We start from the raw sequence: 25,918 nt of genomic DNA, 5'->3' as shown, positions 1-25,918 counted from the left end.
GGTGGCACGCGGCAGCACTAAAACAGTGGGGCCACGCCATCGGGGAATCGGTCCCCAACCTGGGGGACGAAGATTTCCCCGCGGCTTTCACCAAAATTCGGGATCTCCCGAACCAGAATCTCGATTTCGCCCCGCCCGAGCCCAAAATCTGCGCTCAGCTCCGCCCAGCGAGTGACCTTCCCCACGCACGGAGCGCCCGATGAGGCTGGTGGCGCCTCCGCGCGCCCGCGCAGGGATCGTCTTCGTGCACCCCTCGGACGAGATGTACGGCGCCGACCGCGTGCTGCTGAACATCTACGACGCGCTCGACCCCGATCAACGCGCCGGAGCGGAGTTCTGGCTACCCACCGACCTCGAGCATGGGCAGCACCCACTCTGCGTGCAGCTGGAGCTGCGTGGAGCGACCGTCCGCCATCTGGACCTGCCGATCCTGCGCAGGTCGCACCGAACGCCCCGGCACCTCTATGACATGGCACGCCAGGTCGTCCGGTTGATGGGCGAGCTCAGGAAGACCCGGCCCGACACCGTCTACTGCACGACGAGCGCTGCTTTCCTCGCCGCTCCGATCGCTCGCGCATGTGGCGTACCTCACATCTTCGGCCACATCCAGGAGATCTGGGGTCGCGCCGACTACCGCATCCTCAGCATGCTCGGCCGGGCGTGCGATCGGCTGCTCGCGATCTCAGCGCCGGTGGCGGCGAGCACCGGCCGGCTGATCGACCGGGTACGGATCGTGCCGAACGCGACCGCAGCCCCGCTCCAGCCCCGGGAGCTCGGCGAACGGCAGGGACCGCTGACCTTCCTCGTCGCCAGCCGGTGGAACGGCTGGAAGGGACACCGCACGCTGCTGGAGTCGTGGGAGCGCGCCAGCTGCCCCGGGCGTCTCGTGGTGCTCGGCGGGAAGCCCCTCGCCGGTGAGGTGACCGACGTCGAGGCGCTGCGTGATCGACTCTCGGATCCGGGATCGGTGGAGATCGTCGGGGAGGTGGCCGACATCGGCGCCTTCCTCCGCGACGTCGACGTCATGGTGGTTCCCAGCGACAAGCCGGAACCCTTCGGCCTGGTCGCGACCGAAGCCTTCGCGAACGGTCGGCCGGTCGTCGCGAGCGCCGGCGGCGGACTGCTCGACATCGTGACGGACGGCCGCGACGGCTGGCTCTACCCGCTGGGCGACGTCGAGGCCCTGGCCGAGATCCTGCGATCCCTCGATCGTGAGGCCGTGACTGCGGCCGGTGGTCGTGCTCGACAGACCTACCTGGACCGCTTCACCCCCGAGCGGTTCGCTGACCGATGGCGGGAGGCCCTGCAGAGGGCTACCTAAGCTTGGGGAGCATCAGCGATCGAGATTCCCGACCTCTCCCGGGCCGACGAAGGTAAAGGCACGTCCTGTCCGCACCACACCGGGGAGACCGACCACATGTTCAACTCTTGGATCGACCGAGGCGCCGAGCTCAGGCCCGACTTCTACGCCGGCGACCCTTTCCCGCTGCTCGTGATCGACGACTTCCTGGACCTGTCGACCGCGGAGGGTCTGCTCGCCGAGTTCCCCGCTCCCGACGCGATGCCGAAGTCGCGGGACTACATGTTCGGCGACAAGCGTGAGCTCTCCAGCGTGGCCGAGCAGGGCCCGCACTCCCGGGCGCTCTACGACGCGCTGATGAGTGACCGGTTCAAGACCTTCATCGGCGAGCTGACCGGCAAGGACCTCTTCGTCGATCCGTCCTTCCACGGCGGCGGATTCCACCAGAGCGGGGACGGCGGCCACCTCGACACCCACGTCGACTTCAACATGCACCCGCTGCACGACAACTGGCTGCGGACGTTGAACATCCTGGTCTACCTGAACAAGGACTGGAAGCCGGAGTACGACGGCCGCCTCCTGATCAAGGCGCGGCCGGACGACGAGCCTCGAGGGATCGAGCCGCTGTTCAACCGGGGTCTGCTGATGCTCACCGACGACCACACGTTCCACGGCTTCAAGAAGATGCACCTGCCTCCGGGGGTGACCCGCAAGTCGATCGCGACCTACGCCTACGAGGTGGTCGAGGTCGGGAGCACCGTGCCCCGCACGACGGGATGGGCCCCCGAGGACGGCAACGTGCTGAAGAAGTCGCTGGCGCGCCACTACAACACGGCGGTGAAGGTGAAGACCCGGATCTTCGGCAGCGCCACTGCCCGCAACCGCTGACCGGGTCCCGGACGGCCCCGGCATGAGCACCGTCAAGTCGCTCGACGATCGGGCGTTCAGCGCCAACCTGGCCGCGCTCAAGGCGGCGCAGAAGCCGTCCTACGGGACGGCGGCCTACGGGCGCTTCGTCAACCGTCCGGCAGGTCGCGTGGTGGCTGCGGCCGCCCACCGTCTCGGCCTGCAGCCCGACCAGGTCACGGCCGCCAGCGCCCTGCTCTCGGCAGCCGGGATCGCGCTGCTCGCTGCCGGTCCACCGGCCTGGGGACCGCTGGTCGCGGTGCTGCTGGCCGGTGGTTACGTGCTCGACGCCGCCGACGGTCAGCTGGCGCGGCTCCGGGGCACCGGATCGGTGCGCGGCGAGTGGTTGGACCACACCGTCGACTGCTTCAAGACCAGCAGCCTCCACCTCGCCGTCGCGATCGCCTGGTTCCGCAACCCGCCGATCGACGCGAACTGGGCCCTGCTCGTGCCGCTGGGGTTCTCGGTGGTGCAGTCGGTGACCTTCTTCGGCCTCATCCTGGTGCCGTACCTGCGCGGGGCGACGGGCACGACCGCCGCGTCCAGCACGCAGCCCCGGACCGAGAGCCCGCTCCGGAAGTGGCTGATCCTCCCGTCCGACTACGGGTTCCTGATCTGGATCTTCTTCCTCACCCCGTGGCCGTCGGTCTTCTTCGCCCTCTACACGCTGATGTTCGTGGCGGCGGCGGGCATGCTCGCCCTGGCGCTGCGCAAGTGGTGGCGTGAGCTCGGCCCGAGCGGAGGACGGCCATGACCCTGCTCTCAGCCGCTCCGCGGCGAGCGGTCCACACCGCGCGGGTTCGTCTCGCCCTCTACGCCCGCGGGTGGCAGCTGTTCGGCGCCTTCCTGGTCGGCCGCGTGCCGATCCACCACTTCCGGCTCTGGTGGTACCGGTCCGTGCTGGGCATGACGATCGGCCCCCGCACGTCGTTCCACTGGCGGGCCACGTTCTACCAGCCCGACGGGATCACCATCGGGGCCCACACCATCATCGGGAACGACTGCTTCCTGGACGGCCGCCGTGGCATCGAGATCGGCGACAACGTCAACATCGGCGGACACGTGCAGATCTTCACCCTCGAGCACGACCCGCACGCCCACGACTTCCGGACCCAGGGCGACCGCGTCGTGATCGGGGATCGTGCCTACGTCGCCACCCGGTCGACGATCCTTCCGGGGGTCACGATCGGCGAGGGCGCCGTGGTCGCCGCCGGAGCGGTCGTGACCAAGGACGTCGCACCGTTCACCATCGTCGGCGGGGTGCCCGCCCGGTTCATCGGGGAGCGTCCTCGGGACCTGGACTACGTCCTCGACTTCCACCTGCCGTTGCAGTGAGACCGGATCAGCGGCGTCCCCACGCCACGCGACCGACCCGCACCACCTGACGGACGTCGGCACGGATCGGGCGCACCACCCCGACCACCAGCAGGTAGCCGACCGCACCCCCGACGATGGAGGTGATCAGCTCCCACCCCGGTGAGGCGGTCCCTCCCCACGCCCGGGCGCCGAGCCAGGCACCCGCCGCGGTGGCGGCGGTGAGCACCAGGATCCGGCCGGCGCCGGCGTAGAGCGGGCCGACGCGGACGGTGGCATGCCGAGCGAGCCACCAGAACGAGATCGGCCACGAGATCGCCAGCGAGGCGGCGTACCCGGCGGCGACTCCGACCATCCCCCAGCTGCTGCCGATCAGGAGGCAGGTCACCCGGATCCCCGCCGAGATCGCGGAGTAGACCATCAGGTCGCGCGTGAGTCCTTGCGACACGTAGACCCAGTAGCCGACGAGCGCCAGCGTCTGGAAGGCGCCGGCCAGCGCCAGCAGGGCGAGCATCGGTGCGACGTCCCACTTCGGGCCGAGCAGGACGGCCGAGATCGGCTCCGCACCACCCGCGACGAGACCGAGGCCGGCGACGACCGTGCACCCGAGGGCGACCTGACCCTGCTCGACGTACCGCTGGCTGCGGGCCTGGTCGTCCTGCACCCGGGCCAGCAGCGACAGGCCGACCGTGCTGGTCGAGCCGCGCAGCTGGCCGAGCGGACTCATCACCAGCTGGAAGGCCCGGTTGTAGAGGCCGAGCGGGCTGGCACCCAGGCGGGTACCGATGATCAGCGAATCGAAGTTCGACGCGACGTACCCGATCAGCTGCGACGCGACCAGCGGCCAGCCGAACCGGATGAAGTGGCGCATCGGCACCCCACGGTGGGGGCCGGCGGGCAGCCAGCGCGCACCGATGACCACGAGCACCAGCACGGTCAGGTACTGCACCAGCAGCTGGGCGACCAACGCCTCGTACCCCGCCCCGTTCAGCGCCAGCACGGTGGCGGCCAGGAGGCCCACCATCGGGGCGGCCGTGTCGGCCAGCGCCAGCCGGCCGAAGAGCATCCGACGGGTCAGGTCCGCTCGGTACTGGGTCGCCATCCCGTTGAGCAGGAACATCACCGCGACGCTCCGTGTGATCGGCACCAGGGCCGACTCGTCGAAGACGGCGGCGATGAGCGGCGCGACCAGCACGGTCGCGACGGCCAGGGTGAATCCGATGGCGGTGTTGAGCCAGAACAGGTTGTCCCGCTCGTGCCGGCTGAGCTGCTTCGCCTGGATCGCGGCGGTGGACAGGCCCATGTCGCGGAAGATCTCGGCGACGGCCACCACCGACATCACCATCGCGAGCAGACCGAAGTCCCGCGGGTCGAGCAGGCGGGCCAGGATGACGACCGTGAGCACCTGGACGGCCATCCGGACCAGCTGGCCGCCCATGATGACGACCCCGCCGCGTACCGCTCGCCGACCGAGCCCCCCGTCCTGGGGCGGGTCCGAGACTCCGGGGGTCACGGTCACGGCAGTCGCCGCAGTGCTGCGACCGCGTCGGCGACGAGCCCCTCGGCGATCTGCCGGGACTCGGCCGCTCGCGCCCGGGGCACCCCAGCCTCGAGGACCTCGGCGACCCGGTCCTGCGGTCGCTCCTCGGTCCTGAGGTCGATGTTCAGGGTCCAGCCGAGGTCGGCGAAGAGCGGGGCGAACTTGCGGGAGTACGCCAGCGGGACGGCGGGGGTGCCGACCGAGAGGGCGTTGAGGCAGGCGTGCATCCGCGATCCGATCACCAGCTCGCTGCCCGCCATCAGCGACCGGACCTCGTCGAGGGACGACGGGACGAGGATCTCGCCGTCGTGCTGCACCAGCTCGGCGAACTCCTTGATCGCCGGCACGTCGTTGTCGGGGACCGGTGAGTCGAGGACGTGGGCCAGGAGGGTGACCTGACGGCCGGCGGAGCGCAGGTCGCGGTAGACGTCGGTCACCACCGAGCGGTACCGCTGGTGCGGAACGTGGGGACCGGGTTGCCACAGCAGTCCCGACACGTTGAGCACCACGTCGCGCGGGTCGTCGGGCACCGGCTGGTCCAGGGCGAAGACGACGTCGGTCGCCGTGACGTCGACCGGGTGGCCGAGCCGGCGTGCCGCCTCGGCACTCACCGAGTCGCGTGCCATCACCGGATGGGCGTGAGCGAGCGTGCGTCGGGCGAGCAGGCGACCCCTCAGGGTCTCGAACGGGCCGATCGTCTGCGGGGCGAGGACGTAGGGGCGCCCGGCCCGGTGGACGGCCTCGGCCACGAGGCTCATGGTGGTGTGCCGGCGCAGCCCGTAGATGTCGGCGAAGCTGTCCCCGGCCCGTACGTCGACGACGAGGTCGAACCCGCGCAACCACTCGACGGTCCCGTGCGTCGGGCGGACGAGCTCGCGCAGGAGGGGGCGAGGCGCCCCGATCCGCAGGTCGCCGGCGTTCGTGCCGAAGCTGAGGAACTCGCACTCCGCCTCGGGCCAGGCACGCCGGACGAGGGCTGCCGTCCCCGCCGCGAGCGCACGGACCCCGAGGTTGGTCGAGGCCTCGTCGGCCCACAGCACCAGGACGCGCACGACGTCACCCGAGGGGGAGGCTGAGGCTGGGCGGTTCGCCGGAGCCGCGGCCCCGCTCGACCTCGAGCACGCTCACCGACGCGTCCGACTCGAGCAGTCGGAGGATCACCTCGGCGGGTGCTGTCAGGTCGGCGACCAGCCGGGCTGCGGCCTTGGGGTTGACGTGCTTGACGTCGGCCAGGTCGTCGACCGAGCCGTCGCGGATCACCCGGCCCGCTCGCTCCTGGGGCGCCAGCTGGACGAGCCGCTGCAGGCGCTCGGTCCCGCGGGTGCCCGCCAGCGCCGCCGCGTCGACCCGCGCGCCGAGGGCGGCGAACTCGACCGCGGTGAAGGTGTAGCGGACCGCGGCGGGAACCAGCCGGACGACCTCGCTGCGGTGCACCCGTTCGGCGGTCAGCACGAGATCGGCATCCTGGATCTGCTGCGCGGTGAGGTGGCTCGTGATGTGGCTGCCGAGGCTGATCCCGGACCGCGCCACCTCCGTGGCGATCACGGGATCGACCAGGGCGCCGTTCCGGGCACCGGTGCCGGCGCTGGAGACCGAGATCCCCGCTTCGTCCAGACCGGTCAGGCCCCCGATGCCGTGGCGCAGCATCGCCTCGAGCGCCGGTGACCGCCGCTGATTGCCTGTGCAGACTACGAGAATCGCGCCCACTCGTCCTACCCCCATCGCATCGGACCCTCGCGTGTCTTTCGGAGCTGCTTCAGGTGTGAAGCGGGAGCGTCCCCACGACAGTCTTTTCCAGTGCGCTCACCGTAGGGAGGGCGCCGCACCCGGCCCCTCAGAGGCGAACCACCTTCCCCACTTTGGGGGAGATCCGATGCGTTCAACCGGTCGCGACCCGCCAGCACGATTCCGTGCTATCGACGACCGAAGAAGGGGTGTGCCGATGGACCTGCGCGAGTACCTCGTCACCCTGCGCAAGCAGTGGTACGTCGTCGTGGCGTTCGCCGTCATCGGTGTGCTCGTCGGGGTCTACCAGGCCCAGACGGCCCAGCCCCAGTACCGCGCCACCGCCAAGGCCTTCGTCTCCCTCGCGCGCGGCGAGAACACGCAGGAGCTCGTCCAGGGCTCGACGTACACCCAGAACCTGGTGCAGTCCTACGTCGCCCTGGCCACCATGCCCGTGGTCCTGGACCCGGTGATCAAGGAGCTCGACCTGCCGGTGTCGACGCGGGCCCTGAGCGCGTCCATCACGGCGGCGACCCCGCTCAACACCGTCATCATCGAGATCTCGGCGACGACCCCGCAGGCCGAGCTCTCGGCCGACATCGCGAACGCCGTCGCCAAGCAGCTGTCGAAGGCGATCCCCGCCCTGTCACCCGAGTCGGGTCAGGCGGAGTCGGTCCGGGTGGCGATCGTCTCCCCGGCGTCGACACCGACCTTCCCGATCTCCCCGAACAAGCGGCTGATGGTGATGATCGGACTCCTGTGCGGGTTCGCGATCGGCGTGGCGGCCGCGGTCATCCGGCACCTGTTCGACACCCGGATCCGCAACGGTGCCGACATCGCCCAGGTGACCGATGCGGCCCTGCTCGGCACCATCCCGGTCCTGCCCGGCTCCTCCGGCCGAGCGGTCACGGTGGTCGCGCCACGCAGCGTGGCGTCCGAGGCCTACCGTCGCCTCCAGACGAACCTGCAGTTCCTGAACGCGTCAGCGCCGGCGCGCTGCATCGTCATCACGTCGTCCGTCAGCGGCGAGGGGAAGTCGACGACCTCGATCAACCTCGCTCTCACGATCGCCGAGAAGGGCCTGCGGGTGCTCCTGATCGACGCCGACATGCGGCGCCCCGCCCTGGCGAGCTACTGCAACCTCGAGGGCTCGGCAGGGCTGACCACGGTGCTGATCGGCAAGGCCGAGCTGCACGAGGTCGTCCAGCGGTGGGCGCAGCCCACGCTCGACATCCTGACGTTGGGCGACCTGCCACCCAACCCGAGCCAGCTCGTCGGCTCGGACCCGATGGAATCGCTGATCGCCCAGGCGCGCGCGGAGTACGACTTCGTCGTGCTGGACGCCCCTCCCCTGCTCCCGGTCGCTGACGCCACCATCCTGGCCCGGATGTGCGACGGAGCCGTGGTGGTGGCGAACTGCCAGAAGATCCATCGCGGCCAGCTCACGGACGCGCTGGCGACGCTCGACTCGGTCGACGCCCGCTGTCTCGGCGTGGTGGCGAACCGGGTCCGGGTCAAGACCGACGAGACCTACTACGGCCAGCCCGAGTCCACCACCGGCCGGCTCGAACGGTTCCGGACGGCGCACGAGAACCGGACCCGCAACCTCACCCGCACCGCAGCGACCGCACCCGAGTCGGCGTCCTTGCAGCCCGTGCTCCGGTCCACGCGGGACGAGTAGTCGCCGTGGCCCTGCACGTGCTGCCCGTGGCCCGCCACGAGCGGCGCTTCCTGGTGCCGGTCCGAGCGACGCCCCGCGACGCCTGGGCCACTCTCACGATCCTGCTGGCGGTGGCCGTTCCCGTCCTCGTCGGGGTGAACGAACCGTTCGCCCGGACGACGATCGGCGCGGTCATCTCCCTGGCCCTCACCCCGGTCTGGCTGACCCGGGCCACCTCCTTCGTCGGAGCGCGCCTGCTGGGGGTGCTGGTCCTGATCTGCCTGCTCAGCGCTCCGCTGCTGGCGCAGTGGATGGCCGCCACCCACCTGACCGACGGCCATACCTTCCGCGAGGCCCTGATCCTCCTGCTCGGCTCGGCCGCGTGCGTCGGTGCGCTGCTCTGGTGCCGCACCATCCTGCCGACGGGCGTGGTCGCGGCCCTGTACGGCGTCGGCATGTTCGCCGCCGTGGCGCTCCACCCGAATCCGCTGCTGGCCAGCAGTCCGTGGCGGTGGGGACTGGGCCTGCCCACCACCGTGGTCGTGCTGGCCGTCGTCCTCCTGATCGGGAACGCCCGACTGGAGCTGGCGGCGGTGGCCGCCCTCGCCGTGGCCAACGCGTTGGCGGGCGGTCGCTCCGACAGCGGCATCCTGCTCATGGTCGCGGTGCTCGTCATCTGGCAGCGGCGGCCCCGGCTCAACCACCGGTCGACGTCCGCCTTCGCGACCGTGCTCCTGATCGGGATGCTCGGGTACGGCGCCTACCGCGCGCTCTCCGGGGCAGCACTGGAGGGGTACCTCGGGGAGGCTGCTCAGGACCGCACCCAGGCCCAGATCGCCCTGTCGGGTTCGCTCATCCTCGGCGGACGTCCCGAGATCGGTGCGACCGCGGCCCTGTTCCGGACGAACCCCCTCGGGTTCGGTCCCGGCACCGTCCCCTCCCCCGCGGACGTCCTGGTCGCCAAGACCGGCATGTCCCACCTCGGCTACGACCCGAACAACGGCTACGTCGAGAGGTTCATGCTGGGGCAGGGCAAGTTCGAGCTGCACTCCTTGATCGGCGACTTCTGGGCGGTCTACGGGATCGCCGGACTCGTGCTGATCCTCGCCATCGGCGCCCTGGTGCTCCGCTACCTCGGGCGCGGAGTCTCGGCCGCGACCGGCGCCGCGCTCGGCTACTTCCTCGCGCTCCGGACGCTGTGGGACATCGGTTTCAGCCCGATCCTGAGCAGCATCGACCAGCTGATCCTGACCGTGGCCGTCGTGCTGCTGCCCGCGGCGACCCTCGTCGGCGGACACGCGGCCCGACGGGCCTCAGCCGCTACGACCGACGGTACTCATAGACGACCGATCCCCAGGCTCCCCGGATGATCCCGGTGCCGCGGAGCAGGGTCCGGGTCCCGCGGGCGTCATCGACGATGGAGCGCCGCAGCCGGCCGTAGGTCATCTGGAGCGTGCCGGCCAGCACCCGCACGACGCCGCGCACCGTCTGGGTGAGCCGGGTGAGGGCGCGCGAGCCGCTTCCGTCGGCGAGGTAGACCGCCGCCCGGGCATCGGAGTTGCCCATCCGCTCGACCCGGGTCCGCACCCAGGTCCGGGTCGTCCGGTCGGTCGGGACGGCGTCATGGACGAGTGCCTCGTCGCACCACACGATCCGGCCGCCCCGGGCGACCAGCTGGCGGGTGAAGACGGTGTCGGAGCCGCCGGACAGCCCGAAGGCTTCGTCGAACGCCAGGCGCATCGGGAGGACCTGGGCGAGGTCGAGGAGGAGGTTGTTCGTGGCGGCCGCCGCCACCTCGGTCCCGGTCACGCGGCGTGGCCGGGAGAAGAACCCACCGGCCTCGATCCACGGGTCGAGCGGGCCCGGGAACCGGGAGACGACCGGGCCGACCACCGCCGCGCTGCGGTAGCGGTCCCAGGCCGAGACGAGCTCGGCGAGCCAGCGCCCGGTCGGCTGCTCGTCGTCGTCGATGAAGACCAGGAGCCCGTCGGTGGCGCAGAACGCGACGGCGCGGTTGCGCGCCGCCGCGATCCCTGGCCGCGGTTCGTGCACGTAGGTGATGCGTGGGTCGTCGATCGCCGCGACGGCTTCCCTGGCCGTCGGCTCGTGGTCGTTGTCCACCACCAGGAGCCTCGCCCCCTCGACGTCGCCGAGCTGGGCGAGGACTCCCTGGATCACCGCGGCCAGTGCCTCCGGTCGCTGGAAGGTGAGGACAGCGACCGTGACGGGGCGACCGACCGCCACCATCACGGGATGTCCGTGACCTTCAGATCATCGAAGGTGACGGCGATCGGGTTGGCCGTCGTCGTGCCGACGTACGACTTCACCGACACCGAGCCGGACACCTGGTTCGCGGCCGTGGTGTCCACCCGGGTGTAGTTCCAGGTGGCCGGTTCGGTCGTGCCCGCCTTCCAGAGCTTGACCTGCAACGTGGTGGAGGTCGGCGACGTGCTCTGCGTCCGGAACCGGACCCAGATCCGATCACCGGGTGCGTAGGTCGCTCCGGCGATGGCGTTGGCTCCGACCAGCGGGGTGTTGTTGCTGGTCAGGTGGACGCCGTAGGTGCCGTCGGGGTTGAACCGGAGCCGGGCCGCGTAGGAGTTGGCTCCGACCTTCCGGGTGTTCACCCACGCCTGGAGGAACGACGGCGGGAGCTTGTCGAGTCCGACGCTGACGGTCACGTCCGTGTCACGGAGCGAGAGTCCCGCGAGGTCGGTCTCGAGGTTCGTCCCGACGTTGGACTGGACTCCCTGACCACCGGCGACGGAGAAGCGTGCCGCGGTGCCGATCGACGTCCAAGGTCCGCCGAGCTCCGAGGTGCCCCACCCGGTGGTGACGGCTCGCGTGAACGAGTCGATCGCCCGGATGCCGTCCTGCACGGTGACGTCCACCGTGGCGGTGTTGGTGTCCCCGTCGTTGTCGGTCACGGTCAAGGTGACCGTGTAGGTCCCGGCGGCCGGATAGGTGTACGCCGCGGTGGACCCGGTCGCGGTGTCACCCGACCCCGGTGCTCCGAAGTCCCAGGCGTACGACGCCACGTTGCCGTCGGCGTCGGTCGACGACCCACCGTTGACCGTCACCTGGAGTCCGGCGATCGCCGGAGGCGCGATCACGGCCTGCGGGGCCTGGTTGCCGGTGATCTGGACGACCTGGCTCGTGCTGGTGCTCACGCCCTCGTCGTCGGTCACGGTCAGGCCGACCGTGTAGGTGCCCGGACCGCCGTAGGTGTACGTGACGGTCTTGCCGGTCCGCTGGTCACTCGACCCCGACGACTCGCCGAAGTCCCACGCATAGGTCAGCGGGCCTCCGTCAGCATCGCTCGACGCGCTGGCGTCGACGGCGAGCTGGAGCTTGTTCTTCTGGGCGTCGAAGTCAGCCACCGGCGCCCGGTTGCCGGGCACGTTGACGGTCTTGCTGAGCGAACGGCTGACCCCGTCGTCGTCGGTGACCGTCAGCGTCACCGTGTAGTCGCCCGCCGCCGCGTAGGAGTACGTCGGGTTGGCTCCGGTCCGGTTGTCACCGGTCCCGGCGACCTCGCCGAAGTCCCACACGTAGGACGTGATCCCGCTGTCGTCGGTGGACTGGCTGGTCCCCGACACGGTCCACTTCGCCACCGAGGTGCTGAAGAGCGGCACCGGCGGCGCGTTCGGGGCCACCGTGACGTCGTGGGTCTCCACGCCGGTGGCACCGTCGGAGTCCGTGGTGGTCAGCGTGATCGTGTAGGTCCCGCCGGCAGCGTAGGTGTGCGTGGCGGTCGGAGTGGCCGCGTGCTGGGTGCTGCCGTCGCCGAAGTTCCAGGCGTAGTCGGCGATGGTGCCGTCGGAGTCGGTCGACGTGGACCCGTTGACACTGACGTCCAGGTCGTTCTTCGCGACGGTGAACCGGGCGACGGGGCTGGCGTTCTGCGTGCCCTTGGCGTACATGTCGGCGACCTGGCTGGCGCTCAGGGCACTCTTGAAGACCGCGGCCTCATCGATGTTCCCGTTGAAGAACTGGCTGGAGCTCCCACCCCAGACGGTGTCACCCCCGATCCGCCAGTAGCCGGTGTAGTCCTGCGCCGACGTCTGCGGGTTGGTCCCGACCAGCTGCCCGTCGACGTACATCTTCATGCCGTCGGTGGTGGACTGGGAGGAGACCAGCATGTGCCACTTGCCGTCGTTGTACGACGCCGGCGAGGTGATCAGGTTCTCCGCACCGGTCCAGACCCCGAACCGGAGCTGTCCGGTGTCCAGCATGTAGGTGTGTCGGTCGTAGTTGTCCGAGGTGCCACTGCTCTGGTTCCCGAACCCGACCAGCTTGCCGCCGGTGGTCGTCGAGGTCTTGAACCAGAGCGCGGTGCTGAACGTGCCCGGGTTGGTGACCGGCGTGGTGTCGACGATCAGACCGTTGCTGCCGTTGAAGCCGGCCGCGGTCCTGGTCTGGTGCAGCAGCGCACCGGGCTGACCGAGCGTCACTCCGGATCTGATCGTGCCCGGTTCGTTCCCCACGAGCGAGGAGTCGGCCACGGTGCTGCCGGAGGCCTCGTCGAGACGCCAGTAGAACTGCGGGGAGGCGGCGAAGACCGCTGCCCCGTAGGCGTCGCTCGGGGCGACGTTCGGCTGGGTCGCGGTCACCGACCTGGTCGTCGTCGCGGTCGCGCCCTCCTCGTCGGTGACGGTCAGGGTCACGGTCCGGGTGCCCGCCGACGTGTAGGCGTGGGTCGGGTTCATCCCGGTGCCGGTGCTGCCGTCACCGAAGTTCCAGGCGTAGGTCAACGGTCCGCCGTCCGGGTCCGCCGAGGCGCTGGCGTCGAACGAACCGTCCAGCGCGGCCATGGTCGCCACGAACGAGGCCGTGGGCGGGTTGTTCGCCAGCGTGCGACCCGAGGCCAGGTACTGCTGCCGGATCGCGGTCCGGGACAGCGCGTGGTCGTAGATCGCGATCTCGTCGAGCGAGCCGGAGAAGTTGTTGCTCGACGGGATCGAGTCCCAGCTGCCGAGGCTGTCGCCACCGATCCGCCAGTAGCCGTTGTAGGACTGGGCCGAGGTGGTGTCGGTGCGCTGAGCGACCCGGACCCCATCGATCCACAGCTCCATGCCGGCCGGCGACAGCTGGCCGACGACCTGGTGCCACTGACCGTTGCGGTACGCGGACGGGGACGTGATCGTCCGGACCGCGCCCGGGTAGACCCCGAACACGATGCGACCGTCATTGCGCATGTAGATGTGCCGGTCGTAGCTGCCCGAGCTGCCGGAGTTGGCGTCGCCGAAGCCGATCAGCTTCCCACCTCGGTTGGTGGTGGTCTTGAACCACGCGGAGATGGAGAACTTGTTCGGTCCAGGCACGGCCGTGGTCGTGCTCGCACGCCCGCTGGAGGTGCCCGAGAACGTGGAGGCCTGGCTGCTGTCGCCGCTGATGGCCCCGGCGACCCCGCCGGTCACGCCACTGCTTCGGGTCAGGTCGTAGCCACCCGCGAGGTCGATCAGGTTGCCGCTCGTCTCACCCATCCGCCAGTAGTTCACCGGCGGCTCGTTGAGCGTCTTCATCGCGAAGTCCGACAGCGGCGGTCCGTCCGACACTGTGACGGGGATCCAGTTCGAGCCAGCCTTGTTGCCGTACGGATCGATCGCCTCGACGCGGTACTGCTCGGTGGCGCCCGGAGTCAGACCGGAGTCGATGTAGCTGTTCTGCGGCAGCTCCCAGAAGTGGTAGCCGGAGACGGTCTTCTCGTAGATCTTGTTGGCCAGTGAGCCGCGGAAGATGCGGTAGGTGATGGTCGCGTTGTCGCGATCCCGGTTGCCCGGCCACGCGATCCGCACCGTGCCTCCGGCGATCGCCGTGACGGTCGGGTTCCAGCCGTTGGAGCCGTTCCCGGTCGGCGGCACCTTGTTGGGCGCCAGGCCAGCGCGGGCGAACCGGACGATGCCCTGCTGCTGGACGTTGTTGACCCGCGGGAACTCGCCGCCGTACAGCACGTAGTCGGCGTTGCCCCCGACGGTGAAGACCGCCTGGTTCTGCCCGGTGAAGGAACCGACGGTCCAGTTCGGGTACCAGTCGAGGAACTCCGGGCGCGGCTGTCCGGGGTGGTCGGGGTAGCCGTAGATGTCGGCGGTGTTGACGCCGCGCACGTCGTTGGTGACGGCGGTCGAGTGGTAGAAGGTCCACGGGTCGGTCTGCGGGAAGCCGCCGCTGTTGCCGCAGTAGTGCTTGTGGCTGGCCTCGTAGACGACGTTGCCGATCGGGTAGACGCCGTACGTGTCGCCGTGGCAGTCCTCGATCCAGGTCATCGAACCGGTCGCCCAGTCGGCCTTGAAGGCACCCTCGATGTTGCCGTGACCCGCATAGTTCCAGGCGGAGGCGTAGAAGGAGGTGCCGTCGGTCTCAACGTTGAGGAAGCCCGCCGAACCACCGCTGCTGTAGACCAGGTTGGCGACCGGGAGGGTGAGGACCTGGCTGGTGGCGATGTCGATCATCGCCATGCCGTCGGCGTACTGGGAGGAGCCGTTGACCGAGGTGAAGTTCCCGACGATCATCACCTTCGTCTCGTCCGGGGACACGACGAGGTCCTGCACCCGGTAGTCGGGGATGTTCGCGCTGAGGGGGCGCAGGATCGGGTCGGTCCCGGTCGAACCGACGGCGGCCAGTCGGGTCCGAGCGACACCGCGCACCGTGGTGAACGGGCCACCCAGGTAGACGCTGGTGTTGGTCGCGTAGATGCCGTTGACCGTCGCGTTGACGTTGGGGTACCAGGTCGTCAGGGTCGCGGTCGCACCACCGTTGGTGATGTTGAACTGGGCGGCCCGACGGCGGGTCTGGCCGTTGACGAGGGTGAACTCACCCGAGATGTACAGCTTCGTCTGGTCCGGGGAGACCGACATGTCGAGGACGCGACCGTTGATGGTCGGGGCGAAGCCAGGGAGCATCACGCCGGTGGTGAGGTTGTAGGCGATCAGGTTGGTGACCGCCGTCTCGTTGGTCCCTGCGGCCGATCCGGCCGGCCGGGCGCTGGTGAACTCACCGCCGGCGTAGACCGTGTTGCCGATGATCACCTGCTTGCGCACCACGCCGTTGACCTGGACGGTCGGCAGTGGATCGGCCGACACCGTGGCCGGCAGTGCGGGGTCTGCTGGCTGCGTGTCGGCGTGAGCTGCGGTCGGCGGAAGCGCGAGGAGCCCCACCACCACGAGGGCGAAGCTCGCCACCACTCCGACTGTTTTACGCGTCCCTGCCCTGCGTCCGAACATCTCTCAACCCCTGTGTCCCCCCAGGGTCGTGCGACCCCGGTCGTGTCCTGCCTAGATCCTGTCCAGCGACCATGTCCCGGAGAGGAAGCCGTCGCGACGTTCACCGAGATTGGTGACGGCGCTCGTGAGGCGCTTTTGCGCCTGTTTGCGCGCAGATCAACGCGGCGCGGGACCGCGGAACAGCACGACCGAATGGGCGACACCGAGGTCGACCTCGACGACGACCTTCTTGCGGTCCGCCGACGGCACCCGGAAGACGAAGACACCGCTGGCGCTCTCGCCGGCAGGGACCGTCTGGGGGAAGGGCTTCGCGCCGGTCTGGTTGGCCTCACCCGGCGTCCTGTCGGCCCCGTAGTAGAGGTTGACGACGGTCTGGGTGAGGTCGAGCGGGCGGTCCTGGTCGTTGGTGAGCTTCACCGTGACCTCGAGCGCCGGGCCGGCGACGTCGCCGGGCAAGGTGGCACTCGACCTGATCGCGCGCAGCGACGTCACCTCGGCATCGATCCCCGTGCTCGGGGCCGCGGTCGCGGCCAGCGGCACCGGGGGGAGGGTCTTGTGCGGGCCCGTGGTGGGCTCGGCCGACGCCGGGGCGTCATCCGTGCCGCCACTCGTGCCGCCACTCGGGTCGGCGGACGGGTCGTCGCTGCTCTGGATGGCCCGCGGCGACGGCGAGGACGTCGAGACACCCGGGTTGCTCGACGTGGCCTTCGTCGGCGAGGCGGTGTCCCCGCCGTCCGATCCGCCCGCCAGCACACCGACCCCAGCAGCGACCGCGCCGAGCGCCAGCACCGACGCGACCACGACGATCACCGTCCGGCTGCTCGGTCGACGACGCTTCGTCTCGTCGGTCTGGGAGGGCTCGGCTGTCATGCCGACCATCGTGCGAGGCACCGGGCGACACCCCCGACTCGGTGATTTCAGAACCCCCAGATTGGGTACGCGACCCGTCGGCTCGACCTGACCCCGCCGCCCGCTCCTAGCGTCGTCTCCGAGACCGAACGCCACGAGAGGTGCGACCCTTGGAGCCACCACAGACGACCGACCCGGCCGCCGCGCGGCGGCTGAAGGTCCTGCACAGCGCCTACCACTGTGGGCCAGCCGGAGGGCCCGAGGCGGGAGCCGGGTGGGCCCTGGCCGCGGCTGCCGCCGTCGACCACGACGTGTGGGTGGTCTGCCGGAAGCGGTTCGTCCCCGGGCTCGAGGCGGCCCTGGCCGCACGCCCGGACCTGGCCGGCCACCTCACGGTGGTGCCGCTCGATCCGCCGACGTGGGTCGTCCGGTTCCTGCGCCGGTCCTACGACATCTACTGGTTCTACCCGCTCTGGCAGTCCCTGTTGGGGCGGACCGCGAAACGGCTCCACGCCGAGGTCGGTTTCGACGTCGCCCACCACGTGACGTTCGCCAACGACTGGATGCCGTGCGGGCTGGTCGCCCTGGACGAGGTCCCACTGATCTGGGGTCCGGTCGGCGGCGCCTCGCAGGCCCCGTTCTGGCGGCTGCGTCGCTGGCTGGGCGCGCGCGGAGTGTTCACCGAGCTGGTCCGCGAGACTCTCCTCCGCCTGCCGCGGCGGGTGTGGGGCGACGCGGTCGCCCGGCGCGCCGACCTCGTCGTCGTGCAGAACGCGGAGGTCGCCCACCGGTTCCGTCGCGCCGCCCACGTCGTGGTGGAGCCGAACGCTGCGCTCGACATGAGCACCCTGCCCGCGAGGCGACCGACGTCGACCGACGGTCGCACCGCGATCTACGTCGGCCGCCTGATCCCGTTGAAGGGCGTGACGCTCGCACTCCGGGCCGTGGCCCTCGCCTCTGACCCGCGCTGGCGCCTCGAGATCTACGGCGACGGCCCGCTGCGCGCGAAGCTCGAGGACGAGGCCCGGAGCCTGGGGGTGGCCGACCGGGTCGTCTTCCACGGCCACCGGAACCGGGGCGAGGTCCTCGAGGCGATGGCGGCCGCCGACGTCATGCTCTTCCCCTCGATGCACGACCAGGCCGGGTGGGCGGTCGCGGAGGCGAGCTCGATCGGCGTGCCGGTGGTGTGCCTGCCGTTGGGCGGCCCGCCGGTCCTGGCGCACGACAACGGCTATCCCGTCCCGCTCGACGGCGATCTGCCGCAGGCACTGGCCGACGGGCTCGAGGCCGCGGTGCGCGGCGGGGCGCAACCCCATCAACGTTGGGCCGCGGACCGCTTCCCCGCTCTCCTGCGGGGCTGGTACGCGGCGGCCTGCGGAGCCTCGCGACCGCAGGAGGTCCTCCGGTGACCGGGCGCCGCACCGCCCGCAGGATTCGCGTGCTGGAGTCGATCGGCGCCTTCGGGCCGACGACGAACCCGTACGTCGTCCTGCTGATCGAGGCGCTCCGCGAACGCCCCGACGTCGAGGTGCTCCAGTTCTCCTTCCGGCGCGCGATCCTGGGGCGCTACCAGGTGCTGCACGTGCACTGGCCGGAGGCTTTCGTCGGCGGCCACCGCTGGTCGGGACATCTCGCCCGGCGCACCCTCGCCACCTTGATGGTGCTGAGGATCGCCCTGACCCGAATCCCGATCGTCCGCACCTGGCACAACGTCGAGCGGCCGGCCGGCCTCAGCCGGTGGGACCACTGGGTGCTCGATGCCCTGGATCGGCGCACCGTCGCGGTGATCCGGCTCAACCCGGTCACCGAGGTGCCGCTGCCGGCCGCAGTGACCACCATCCCCCACGGGCACTACCGGGACTGGTACGCCGAGCACCGGGTGCCGATCGAACGGCACCCTCGACAGCTCCTCTACTTCGGCCTGATCCGCCCGTACAAGGGCGTCGAGGACCTGCTCGACGTCGTGGTCGGCGCTCCGGACCTCGACGTCGACCTGCGCCTGGTCGGGGCGCCGGCGGACCGAGCACTCGCCGACCGGGTGCGCAGCACGGCGACCCAGGACGCCCGGATCACCTGCGAGCTGGCGTACGTCGCCGACGCGCGGTTGGCCCGCGAGATCGGATCCACGACGTTGGTCGTGCTGCCCTACCGGGACCTGCACAACTCGGGTGCGGTGCTGCTCGCCCTCTCCCTCGACACCCCTGTCCTCGTGCCCGACAACGCGATCACGCGTGCCTTGGCGGCCGAGACCGGGAGCGGGTGGGTGCAGACCTATCGCGGTGAGCTGACCAGCGTCGACCTCGAGGTGGCGCTGGACCGGCTCACCCAGGAGCCTCCGCAGGGCCGGCCGAACCTCGACCAGCGCGGCTGGGACGAGGCGGCTCGGGCGCACGCGGCCGTCTTCCTCCGCGCGCACCGGGGAGACGTCGTACCCGAGGTCCCGACGCTGGTGGCGCCGTGAGTGACGTCCCGCTCCTCGAGGACGTCGCCGTCGTGGTGGTGAACTTCGGTCGCCCCCACCTGCTGCGCGAGGCGCTGCAGGACCTGACCCGGTGCCTGCCGCCCGAGCGGGTGGTGATCGTCGACAACCACTCGACCGATGCGGCCCGCACGGAGGTCGACGACCTCTGCCGGGCCGAGGGCTGGACGAGCGTCCTGCTCCCGACGAACACCGGCTTCGGGGTGGGCTGCAACCTCGGCGCGCAGGCGGCGCTCGACCGGGGGGCGCGGTACCTGCTGTTCCTCAATCCCGACGCGACGATCGATCCCGGCTCGGTCGACCTGCTGCGCGCGGCCGTCGGCCGGTCACCGCTGACCGTGGCCGCGCCGGTGATCCTCGCGCCCGGCGGCGCGGTCACCTCGGCCGGGCGCGACCTGGACCTGCGGTCCGGCGAGATGCGTCGCGTCGACGATCCCGCGCGACCGCCGGGCGCCGGGGCGCTGCGCTGGGTGACGGGAGCCTGCTTCCTGGCCAGTGCCGAGCTCTGGGAGCGGATCGGCGGGTTCGACGACGACTACTTTCTGTACTGGGAGGACGTCGACCTGTGCTGCCGGGTGTTGGCGGCCGGGGGTCGGATCGAGGTGGTCGACGGGGCCGCCGCGACGCACCAGGGCGGTGCGACCCACACCGAGGCCGGGGCACGGGCCAAGTCGGAGACCTACTACTACTTCAACATCCGCAACCGGGACCTGTTCGCCGCCAAGTGGCTCTCCGAGGCCGACCAGCGACACTGGCGCCGGACCTCCGCCCGGGCCGCGTGGCGGGTGCTGCTGCGTGGGGGGCGCCGCCAGTTCCTGCACCCGGTCGGGCCGTTGTCAGTGGCGTGGAAGGGCCTGCGCGACGGGCGCCGGCTCGCTCGAGATGCGCACGGCAGCGGGGCGGGGACCGCGGGCAACCTTGAGCTTGAGCAGCACCCAGCGCGGGTGCAGCAGCGCGGCCCCGGCGAGGTTCAGCGCGAATGAGACCGGCCGACGGCAGAGCCAGGCGAGGCCTGCGCGGCGGTACATCAGGGCTCCGCGATCGCGGCGGGCGTACATCAGCCGCTGGCGTCGGGTGAGCGGCCGCTCGCGCTCCCACTGCTGGAACTCGCTGTACTTCTGGCCGTCGAGGATGCGGCGGTTGCGGTACCAGATGTAGTTGTCCATCAGCCGCTGCACGGCCATCCGGTCGAACGACATCGAGTGCGGATGCACCCGGTAGTGGATGCCGAGCTGGGTGAGGGTCTGCACCCGCCACCCGCCGAGGTAGACGATCCGGTTGAGCAGCTCGAGGTCCTGCGCACCGTCGAAGGCCGGGTTGTAGAGGCCGACGCTGTCCAGGGCCTGCTTGCGGTACATGATGCAGGCGTGCGGGATGAGGATCGCCTTGCCCCGTTGGCGTTGCTCCTCGAACTCGGCCCGATCGGTCGGTCCGGCCGCCAGCCGGCCGACGAGGCGTCCGTCCGGTCCGAGGTACCGCCCGACGTTCGAGACCGCACCGAGGTCCGGGGCCGCGTCCAGCGCGGCCACCTGCGAGGCGAACCGGCCGGGCACCGTCACGTCGTCGGCATCGGCCAGGGCGACGTAGGCCGGGCAACCCGGGAGCGAGATCCCCTGGTTCGTGGCGCGGGACACCCCTGTCGACAGCTCGTTGGTCAGCACCGTGACCCGCTGGTCCCCCGCCGCGATGCGGGCCAGGATCCCCGGGGTGCCATCGGTCGAGCCGTCGTCGACCACGATCAGCTCGCCGCCGGCCGGGAGGTCCGCCAGCACGGTCGTCAGCGCTTCCTCGATGAAGGGCTCGGCGTTGCGCGCGGGCACGACCACGCGGAGTGTGGGCGCGTTCCGGTCTGGCACGGCAGTTTCCCCTCGTCGGACTGGGTTCCATGCTGGCGAGGGCGGCGACGGTCCCCGCACTCCCGATCCGGGGGTCACCGATAGTGGGTAGCGCCCACGCACCCGAAGCTTCTCCGGCCTGCTTGCCTGGGTGAACGTGGACATCGATCGGCGGGCCTTGCTGTGATGCCCAGCAAGGTTTTCAACCTGGTGATGAGTGCGACGTTGCCTGTCCGTGCGGCAGGGCGGCCGGTCAGACAGAGACGAGGAAGGTCCGCACCCGATCGGCGAGAAGCGCGGCGGCCTGCGGGTCGTATCCGGCGAGTGAGGAGTCGGCGAAGAGGTGCTGGTCACCGGGATAGACGAACAGCTCCGCGGAGGCCGTGGCGTCCACGAGCGCGCGTGCCGCTGGCAGGTCCTCGTCGAAGAACTCGTCGCCTTCCTTACCGTGCACCTGCACCGGCACGTCATCAGGCCATGACTCCCCGAACTCCTCGATCGGGAGACAGGAGTCGATGAGCAGCGCCCCGCGTGCACCGGGCCGGGTCTGCGCGAGCCGCTGGGCGATGGTCACGCCGAAGGAGAAGCCCGCGTAGACCAGGTCGGTCCCCAGCCGGTCGGCCTCGGCTGCACCGCGTTCACGGATCACGTCGAATCCGCTCTCGCGCGCGAATCCGAAGCCTTCCTGGATGCTGGCGAAGGTACGGCCATCGAACAGGTCAGGGGTGTGCACGGTGTGCCCGGCACGACGCAGGTCCTCGGCGAACGCCAGGACACCGTCAGTCAGGCCCTGGACGTGGTGATAGAGCAGCACTTCGGCCATGTCAGAGGTTTCCTTCACTTAATGATCCAACAACTTGGAACATTCGATGATGCTAGTCTGATCTGCCGTGGCCGACAACCCTCCCGATTACGCCCTGATCGATCGGATGGCACTGACAACGCCGGCCCAGGTCATGGCCATCGGCCACCCGCTCCGCACCGCGATCCTGCAACTCCTGCACGAGCGCGCCGCCACCGTCACCGAGCTCGCGACCGCGGTCCAGCGCCCCAAGAGCACCGTGGCGCATCACGTGGCCGTCCTCACCCAGAACGGGCTGCTCCAGGTGGTTCGCACGCGGAAGGTGCGAGCCATCGAGGAGCGCTTCTACGGACGCACCGCGCGCATGTTCTTCGTCGCAGCGGAGACCGCGTCGACCGCAAACGCGATGCCGGGCGACTTCAACGATTTCGAAGTGGCTGCACGCGAGTCCGCGTCGGCGTTCGAGCAGGGAAAGCTCTGGGGCTTCATCCGCCACGCACGGATAGGCGAGGACGATGCTTCCCAGTTCTGGGACCGGATGGCCCAGCTGGTCGAAGAGTTCGACCAGCTACCGAGGTCCGGGGAAACGATGTACGGGTTCGCGGTCGGCATCTATCCGACCGACCAACCAACCCTCCCGACCCCGGAGTGACCTGGCACGCGTCACCGCCGCTCTGCACCGCCACGTCGGCCACCTTGGCTGACCAGATGATCCCGCATCCGCCGTCACTGAACCGCTGCCGGTGGGAGGATCAGAAACATGGACCTCCCGGTGATGCCGCCGATCCTGCCCATGCTGGCCAAGCCGGCGCCGTCGGTGCCGACCACGGGCGGACTCTCCTTCGAGCCCAAGTGGGACGGGTTCCGCTGCCTGGTCTTCCGAGACGGCGACGAGATCGAGCTCGCCTCCCGGACGGCGAAGCCGTTGACCCGATACTTCCCCGAGCTGGTCGAGTCGCTGCGGGCCGCACTGCCTCACCGCTGCGTGATCGACGGCGAGCTGTTCGTCGAGGTCGACGGTCGGCTGGCGTTCGAGGTGCTGCAGGAGCGGATCCACCCCGCGGCCTCACGGATCGCGAAGCTCTCGGTCGAGCTGCCGGCCTCGTTCGTCGCCTTCGACCTGCTCGCCCTGGACCAGGTCGACTGCATGGCGCTGCCGTTCCGCGATCGGCGCGCCGCGTTGGCCGGTGTCCTCGCCGACCTCGACCCGAGCGGACCGATCCACCTCGCCCGGGCCACCGAGGATCCTGCCGAGGCGGAGCGCTGGTTCCGGGAGTTCGAGGGCGCGGGCCTGGACGGCGTGATGGGCAAGCGGCTCGACGCGCCGTACTCCCCCAACCAGCGCACGATGATCAAGGTCAAGCACTCCCGCACCGCCGACGTGGTGCTCGCCGGGATCCGCCCCCACAAGAACTCCACGACGGAACGTCCGCTGGTCGGCTCCCTCCTCCTCGGCCTGTACGACGGCGGGAGCCTGCAGCACGTCGGGGTCTGCGCCACCTTCACCGACAAGCGTCGCGGCGAGTTGTACGAGGAGCTGATCGAGCTCGAGTCACCCCTCGAGGGGCACCCGTGGGACTTCATGGGCGGGGACGCGATCGCCAACCCCGACCGGGTTCCCGGCACCGTGTCGCGCTGGAGCGGGGGCAAGGACCTCTCCTTCATCCCGCTGCGTCCGGAGCGGGTGCTCGAGGTCGGGTACGACCACATGGAGGGCCGCCGCTTCCGGCACACCACGAAGTTCCTGCGCTGGCGACCGGACCGGGAGCCGACCTCGTGCGGCTACGACCAGCTCGAGTCGGTGGCGTCGATGGACCTGGCGGCCGTGTTCGGTCGATGACCGTTCCGGGGGCCACCGCCGGCGCGATAGGTTTTCCGCATGGCCTACAACGTGGTGCTCCTCGTCGAAGAACCTCTCTCCGCCATCGACGCGTCCCAGGTGGTCTCCTTGCACGAGGAGATCGCTGCCGAGGGTGAGGGACCGGTCACGTACTACGTGCTGCTCCCGATGGAGGACGCTGCGGCCCGGATCGAGGCCTCGCTCGGCTCCCTGTCCGGTGGCGGCATGGTCGGCGCCCCGTCGCTGCTGCTCGACTCGGTCGACTTCGACGAGATCCGCCAGCAGTGCCTGACCGACGCCACCCACGCCCTGAACGCCTCGATCGGCGTGCTGACCGCTGCCGGGGCGCAGGCCGAGGGACAGGTCGTCGACGTCTCCCCCGTCGAGGCGCTGAAGGCGAAGGTCACCGAGGTGGACGGCCGTGAGGTCATCATCCTGACCCGCCCGCACGTGGTCGCCGAGTTCTTCCATGTCGACTGGACCCACCAGGCCCGCCGCAGCCTCGACGTGCCCGTCCTGCACCTGCTCGAGCGTGAGACGTTCGACGAGCAGAGCGGCGAGGGCGAAGGCGTCACGGGCTTCTGAGCCCGGTCGGCATGACCTCCGGCCCGGAGTCCGTCGAGGACTACTACGCCCGCATCGCCGACTCCGTCGATGACGACGGACGGCTTCCGGTCGCCTTGGACGAGGCGCCCGGCTGGTTCATCTACCCCTACGAGGCTGACTCGTTGCGGATGAAGCGGCTCGAGCCGCTCGCCGAGGACGAGGCGGACCGCGAGGGCGAGGACCCTGCCACCTGCTGGTGCGTCGATCACACGATGCCACCGTGGACCACCGAGTGGGTCTGGCGCAACGAGAACTGGATCCTCACCCTCGCCTCGGCGACCGGTGCGCCGATCCAGATGAGTCTGGTGCCACGCCGGGTGCACTGCGACCTGCCGACGATGCCGGACGACCTGGCGCGCGAGATGGGTCCGCTGCTCGCCCGGATCACGGCCGCGACCGAGGAGCTTCCCTCCGTCGGACGGGCGTTCGTGTTCAAGATCGGCGACGGGGCCGCCCACCTGCACTGGTTCTTCTTCGGCCGGCCCGCGCGAGCGGCCCAGCTCCGGGGCTCACCCTTCCTGGACTGGGAGGAGAACCTGCCCCGGGTGCCCGCCGAGGTGCTGCGCCGCAACGCCTCCTTCGTGGCCGACCTGCTCCGGGCGGACCTGGGTGGCGAAGGACCGAGCTGGGCCTGAGGCACCCCTCAGGGAACGTCGGCGCGACTGCCCTCGTGATCAGCTCTTCTTCTTGGCCTTCTTGGACTTCTTCGCCGCCTTGGCCTTCTTCGTGGCCTTCTTCGCGACCTTCGTCTTCGTGGCCTTCGCGGCCTTCGGCTGAGCCTTCGCACCCTTCGCAGCCTTGGCGTTGGCCGGGGCCGGGTTCGCCGGAGCGGGGTCAGCCGGAGCCGGGTCAGCCGGAGCCGGGTCAGCCGGAGCCGGGTCAGCCGGAGCCGGGTCAGCCGGACCGCACGTGATGGCGTTCTCGCCCTGGGCGCCCCAGTGGAAGTTCGTGCCGGCGACCTGGGTCCACACGATCGAGTAGTTCGTCACGCCCACCGGCCAGTCGCGGTGCGCGGCGTAGGCGAAGCTGTTCGTGCCCGACCAGGTGCCACCGTTGTTGTGGAAGTTGAGGTTCTTCTCGCCCTGCGATCCGTCCGACTTCTTGAAGCGGATCTTGATGTTCACGTCGTTGGACTGACCCGACGGAATGTTGGACGGGTACCGGACGGTGAGCGCCGTGCAGGTCGGAGCGTCGTAGGTCCAGTTCCAGCTGAACGGGGCCTCGGGCTCGGCCGGGGCGGTCGGCTCTGTCGGCACGGGCGCAGGAGTGGGGTCCGGAGTCGGGGCCGGGGTGGGGTCCGGAGTCGGGGCCGGGGTGGGGTCCGGAGTCGGGGCCGGGGTGGGGTCCGGAGTCGGGGCCGGGGTGGGGTCCGGAGTCGCGCACGGCTCCACCCAGAACACCTTGGACTTGGTGTCCGCACCGTTCGACCCGGTGGTGTGGGTCGTCAGCTTCACGTGGAATCCCTGCGCCGCCGGCGTACCGGTGAAGGCGAGGGTGTAGTTCTGGTGGACCAAGGTCTTGCCGACGGCGACCTGGCTCGGGCCGGTCACACCGATCGTGGCGGACGCGGTGGGCGCCTGCGACTCGAAGCTCACCGTGGAGGTCGAGCCGTCGTCGAACTTGGACCACTCGACACCGAACGTGCAGCCGACGTGCGGGTCGTTGCCGTTGGTGTCGTCGGTGCCGGCGATCTTCACGGTGCCGTTGTTCCCTGCGGCCGCGTGGCCGGGAGCAAGCGCCAGCCCGCTGAGGGCAAGGGCGAAACCGGCAGCCGTAGCCGCCATTGTGCGGAGCATCACCGGAGAAGACTCACAGCCGCTCCGGGCGGACATGACCGGA

Annotated in this window: 20 protein-coding genes and 2 pseudogenes; 13 read left to right on the top strand and 9 right to left on the bottom strand. The window is 70.3% G+C overall.

Annotated features, from left to right (window positions below):
* The first annotated feature begins 199 nt into the window (after positions 1–199).
* From ACZ5J1_RS01465 to ACZ5J1_RS01450, 4 genes and pseudogenes are all read left to right on the top strand, one after another.
* Complete coding sequence (locus ACZ5J1_RS01465; protein WP_464561852.1) at positions 200–1,321, top strand: glycosyltransferase family 4 protein; 1,122 nt, start codon at positions 200–202, stop codon at positions 1,319–1,321.
* 96 nt (positions 1,322–1,417) lie between these two features.
* Positions 1,418–2,188: a 2OG-Fe(II) oxygenase gene (locus ACZ5J1_RS01460; RefSeq protein WP_464561851.1), complete on the top strand. Its 771-nt coding sequence runs from the start codon at positions 1,418–1,420 to the stop codon at positions 2,186–2,188.
* 22 nt (positions 2,189–2,210) lie between these two features.
* Positions 2,211–2,960: a CDP-alcohol phosphatidyltransferase family protein gene (locus ACZ5J1_RS01455; protein ID WP_464561850.1), complete on the top strand. Its 750-nt coding sequence runs from the start codon at positions 2,211–2,213 to the stop codon at positions 2,958–2,960.
* Between the two features lie 410 nt (positions 2,961–3,370).
* Positions 3,371–3,541: pseudogene (locus ACZ5J1_RS01450) on the top strand (hypothetical protein); the annotation flags it as partial.
* 7 nt (positions 3,542–3,548) lie between these two features.
* Here the strand turns inward: ACZ5J1_RS01450 and ACZ5J1_RS01445 are convergent.
* From ACZ5J1_RS01445 to ACZ5J1_RS01435, 3 genes are read right to left on the bottom strand one after another with little or no spacing between them, the layout of a single operon-like run.
* Complete coding sequence (locus ACZ5J1_RS01445) at positions 3,549–5,039, bottom strand: lipopolysaccharide biosynthesis protein (RefSeq protein ID WP_464561849.1); 1,491 nt, start codon at positions 5,037–5,039, stop codon at positions 3,549–3,551.
* Positions 5,036–6,112 (bottom strand): polysaccharide pyruvyl transferase family protein, encoded by a 1,077-nt coding sequence (locus ACZ5J1_RS01440; protein ID WP_464561848.1) that lies wholly within the window; start codon positions 6,110–6,112, stop codon positions 5,036–5,038. The genes ACZ5J1_RS01445 and ACZ5J1_RS01440 overlap by 4 nt, the downstream gene beginning before the upstream one ends.
* Before the next feature lie 4 nt (positions 6,113–6,116).
* Positions 6,117–6,707, bottom strand: coding sequence for an arsenate reductase/protein-tyrosine-phosphatase family protein (locus ACZ5J1_RS01435; RefSeq protein ID WP_464561847.1), 591 nt, complete (start codon positions 6,705–6,707; stop codon positions 6,117–6,119).
* Between the two features lie 295 nt (positions 6,708–7,002).
* Here ACZ5J1_RS01435 and ACZ5J1_RS01430 point away from each other — a divergent pair, with 295 nt between their 5' ends.
* Entirely contained in the window at positions 7,003–8,466 is a 1,464-nt protein-coding gene (locus tag ACZ5J1_RS01430; protein WP_464561846.1) for a tyrosine-protein kinase domain-containing protein, read from the top strand.
* Between the two features lie 5 nt (positions 8,467–8,471).
* Positions 8,472–9,815, top strand: coding sequence for a hypothetical protein (locus ACZ5J1_RS01425; RefSeq protein WP_464561844.1), 1,344 nt, complete (start codon positions 8,472–8,474; stop codon positions 9,813–9,815).
* On the opposite strand, the gene ACZ5J1_RS01420 is transcribed toward ACZ5J1_RS01425, so the two are convergent.
* From ACZ5J1_RS01420 to ACZ5J1_RS01410, 3 genes are all read right to left on the bottom strand, one after another.
* Positions 9,766–10,692: a glycosyltransferase family 2 protein gene (locus ACZ5J1_RS01420; protein ID WP_464564667.1), complete on the bottom strand. Its 927-nt coding sequence runs from the start codon at positions 10,690–10,692 to the stop codon at positions 9,766–9,768. The genes ACZ5J1_RS01425 and ACZ5J1_RS01420 overlap by 50 nt on opposite strands.
* Entirely contained in the window at positions 10,692–15,626 is a 4,935-nt protein-coding gene (locus tag ACZ5J1_RS01415; protein ID WP_464561843.1) for a PKD domain-containing protein, read from the bottom strand. The genes ACZ5J1_RS01420 and ACZ5J1_RS01415 overlap by 1 nt, the downstream gene beginning before the upstream one ends.
* A 198-nt stretch (positions 15,627–15,824) precedes the next feature.
* On the bottom strand, positions 15,825–16,538 hold the full coding sequence (locus ACZ5J1_RS01410; RefSeq protein WP_464561842.1) for a hypothetical protein: 714 nt from the start codon (positions 16,536–16,538) through the stop codon (positions 15,825–15,827).
* 149 nt (positions 16,539–16,687) lie between these two features.
* Here ACZ5J1_RS01410 and ACZ5J1_RS01405 point away from each other — a divergent pair, with 149 nt between their 5' ends.
* Genes ACZ5J1_RS01405 through ACZ5J1_RS01395 form a run of 3 tightly spaced genes read left to right on the top strand, consistent with a single transcriptional unit; the run spans position 16,688 to position 19,979 of the window.
* Positions 16,688–17,926, top strand: coding sequence for a glycosyltransferase (locus tag ACZ5J1_RS01405; RefSeq protein WP_464561841.1), 1,239 nt, complete (start codon positions 16,688–16,690; stop codon positions 17,924–17,926).
* Positions 17,923–18,978 (top strand): glycosyltransferase family protein, encoded by a 1,056-nt coding sequence (locus ACZ5J1_RS01400; RefSeq protein ID WP_464561839.1) that lies wholly within the window; start codon positions 17,923–17,925, stop codon positions 18,976–18,978. Before ACZ5J1_RS01405 ends, ACZ5J1_RS01400 begins: the two co-directional genes overlap by 4 nt.
* Positions 18,975–19,979 carry a glycosyltransferase family 2 protein gene (locus tag ACZ5J1_RS01395; RefSeq protein ID WP_464561837.1) on the top strand — a complete coding sequence of 335 codons (1,005 nt, stop codon included), beginning with the start codon at positions 18,975–18,977 and terminating at the stop codon, positions 19,977–19,979. The genes ACZ5J1_RS01400 and ACZ5J1_RS01395 overlap by 4 nt, the downstream gene beginning before the upstream one ends.
* Before the next feature lie 318 nt (positions 19,980–20,297).
* Here the strand turns inward: ACZ5J1_RS01395 and ACZ5J1_RS01390 are convergent.
* Both ACZ5J1_RS01390 and ACZ5J1_RS01385 read right to left on the bottom strand, forming a co-directional pair.
* Positions 20,298–20,996 (bottom strand): annotated as a pseudogene (locus ACZ5J1_RS01390) (glycosyltransferase family 2 protein); the annotation flags it as partial.
* An 88-nt stretch (positions 20,997–21,084) separates the two neighbouring features.
* A complete protein-coding gene (locus ACZ5J1_RS01385) occupies positions 21,085–21,654 on the bottom strand; it encodes a dienelactone hydrolase family protein (protein ID WP_464561836.1) in 570 nt (189 codons plus the stop codon).
* A 67-nt stretch (positions 21,655–21,721) separates the two neighbouring features.
* On the opposite strand from ACZ5J1_RS01385, the gene ACZ5J1_RS01380 reads away from it, so the two are divergent.
* The 4 genes from ACZ5J1_RS01380 (at position 21,722) to ACZ5J1_RS01365 (ending at position 24,714) form a co-directional block, all read left to right on the top strand.
* Positions 21,722–22,285, top strand: coding sequence for a helix-turn-helix domain-containing protein (locus ACZ5J1_RS01380; protein WP_464561834.1), 564 nt, complete (start codon positions 21,722–21,724; stop codon positions 22,283–22,285).
* 108 nt (positions 22,286–22,393) lie between these two features.
* Positions 22,394–23,473, top strand: coding sequence for an ATP-dependent DNA ligase (locus ACZ5J1_RS01375; RefSeq protein WP_464561833.1), 1,080 nt, complete (start codon positions 22,394–22,396; stop codon positions 23,471–23,473).
* A gap of 39 nt (positions 23,474–23,512) precedes the next feature.
* The gene (locus ACZ5J1_RS01370) at positions 23,513–24,058 is read left to right on the top strand and encodes a hypothetical protein (protein ID WP_464561830.1); all 546 of its coding nucleotides are present in this window, start codon (positions 23,513–23,515) and stop codon (positions 24,056–24,058) included.
* 11 nt (positions 24,059–24,069) lie between these two features.
* Complete coding sequence (locus tag ACZ5J1_RS01365; protein ID WP_464561829.1) at positions 24,070–24,714, top strand: hypothetical protein; 645 nt, start codon at positions 24,070–24,072, stop codon at positions 24,712–24,714.
* A 39-nt stretch (positions 24,715–24,753) separates the two neighbouring features.
* Here ACZ5J1_RS01365 and ACZ5J1_RS01360 read toward each other — a convergent pair whose 3' ends face one another.
* The gene (locus ACZ5J1_RS01360; protein WP_464561827.1) at positions 24,754–25,878 is read right to left on the bottom strand and encodes a hypothetical protein; all 1,125 of its coding nucleotides are present in this window, start codon (positions 25,876–25,878) and stop codon (positions 24,754–24,756) included.
* Positions 25,879–25,918: the final 40 nt, after the last annotated feature.

Source organism: Nocardioides sp. JCM 18999 (assembly GCF_055391175.1).
Note: the sequence above shows the minus strand (reverse complement) of the source record. Positions and strands in the feature narration are given on the sequence as shown.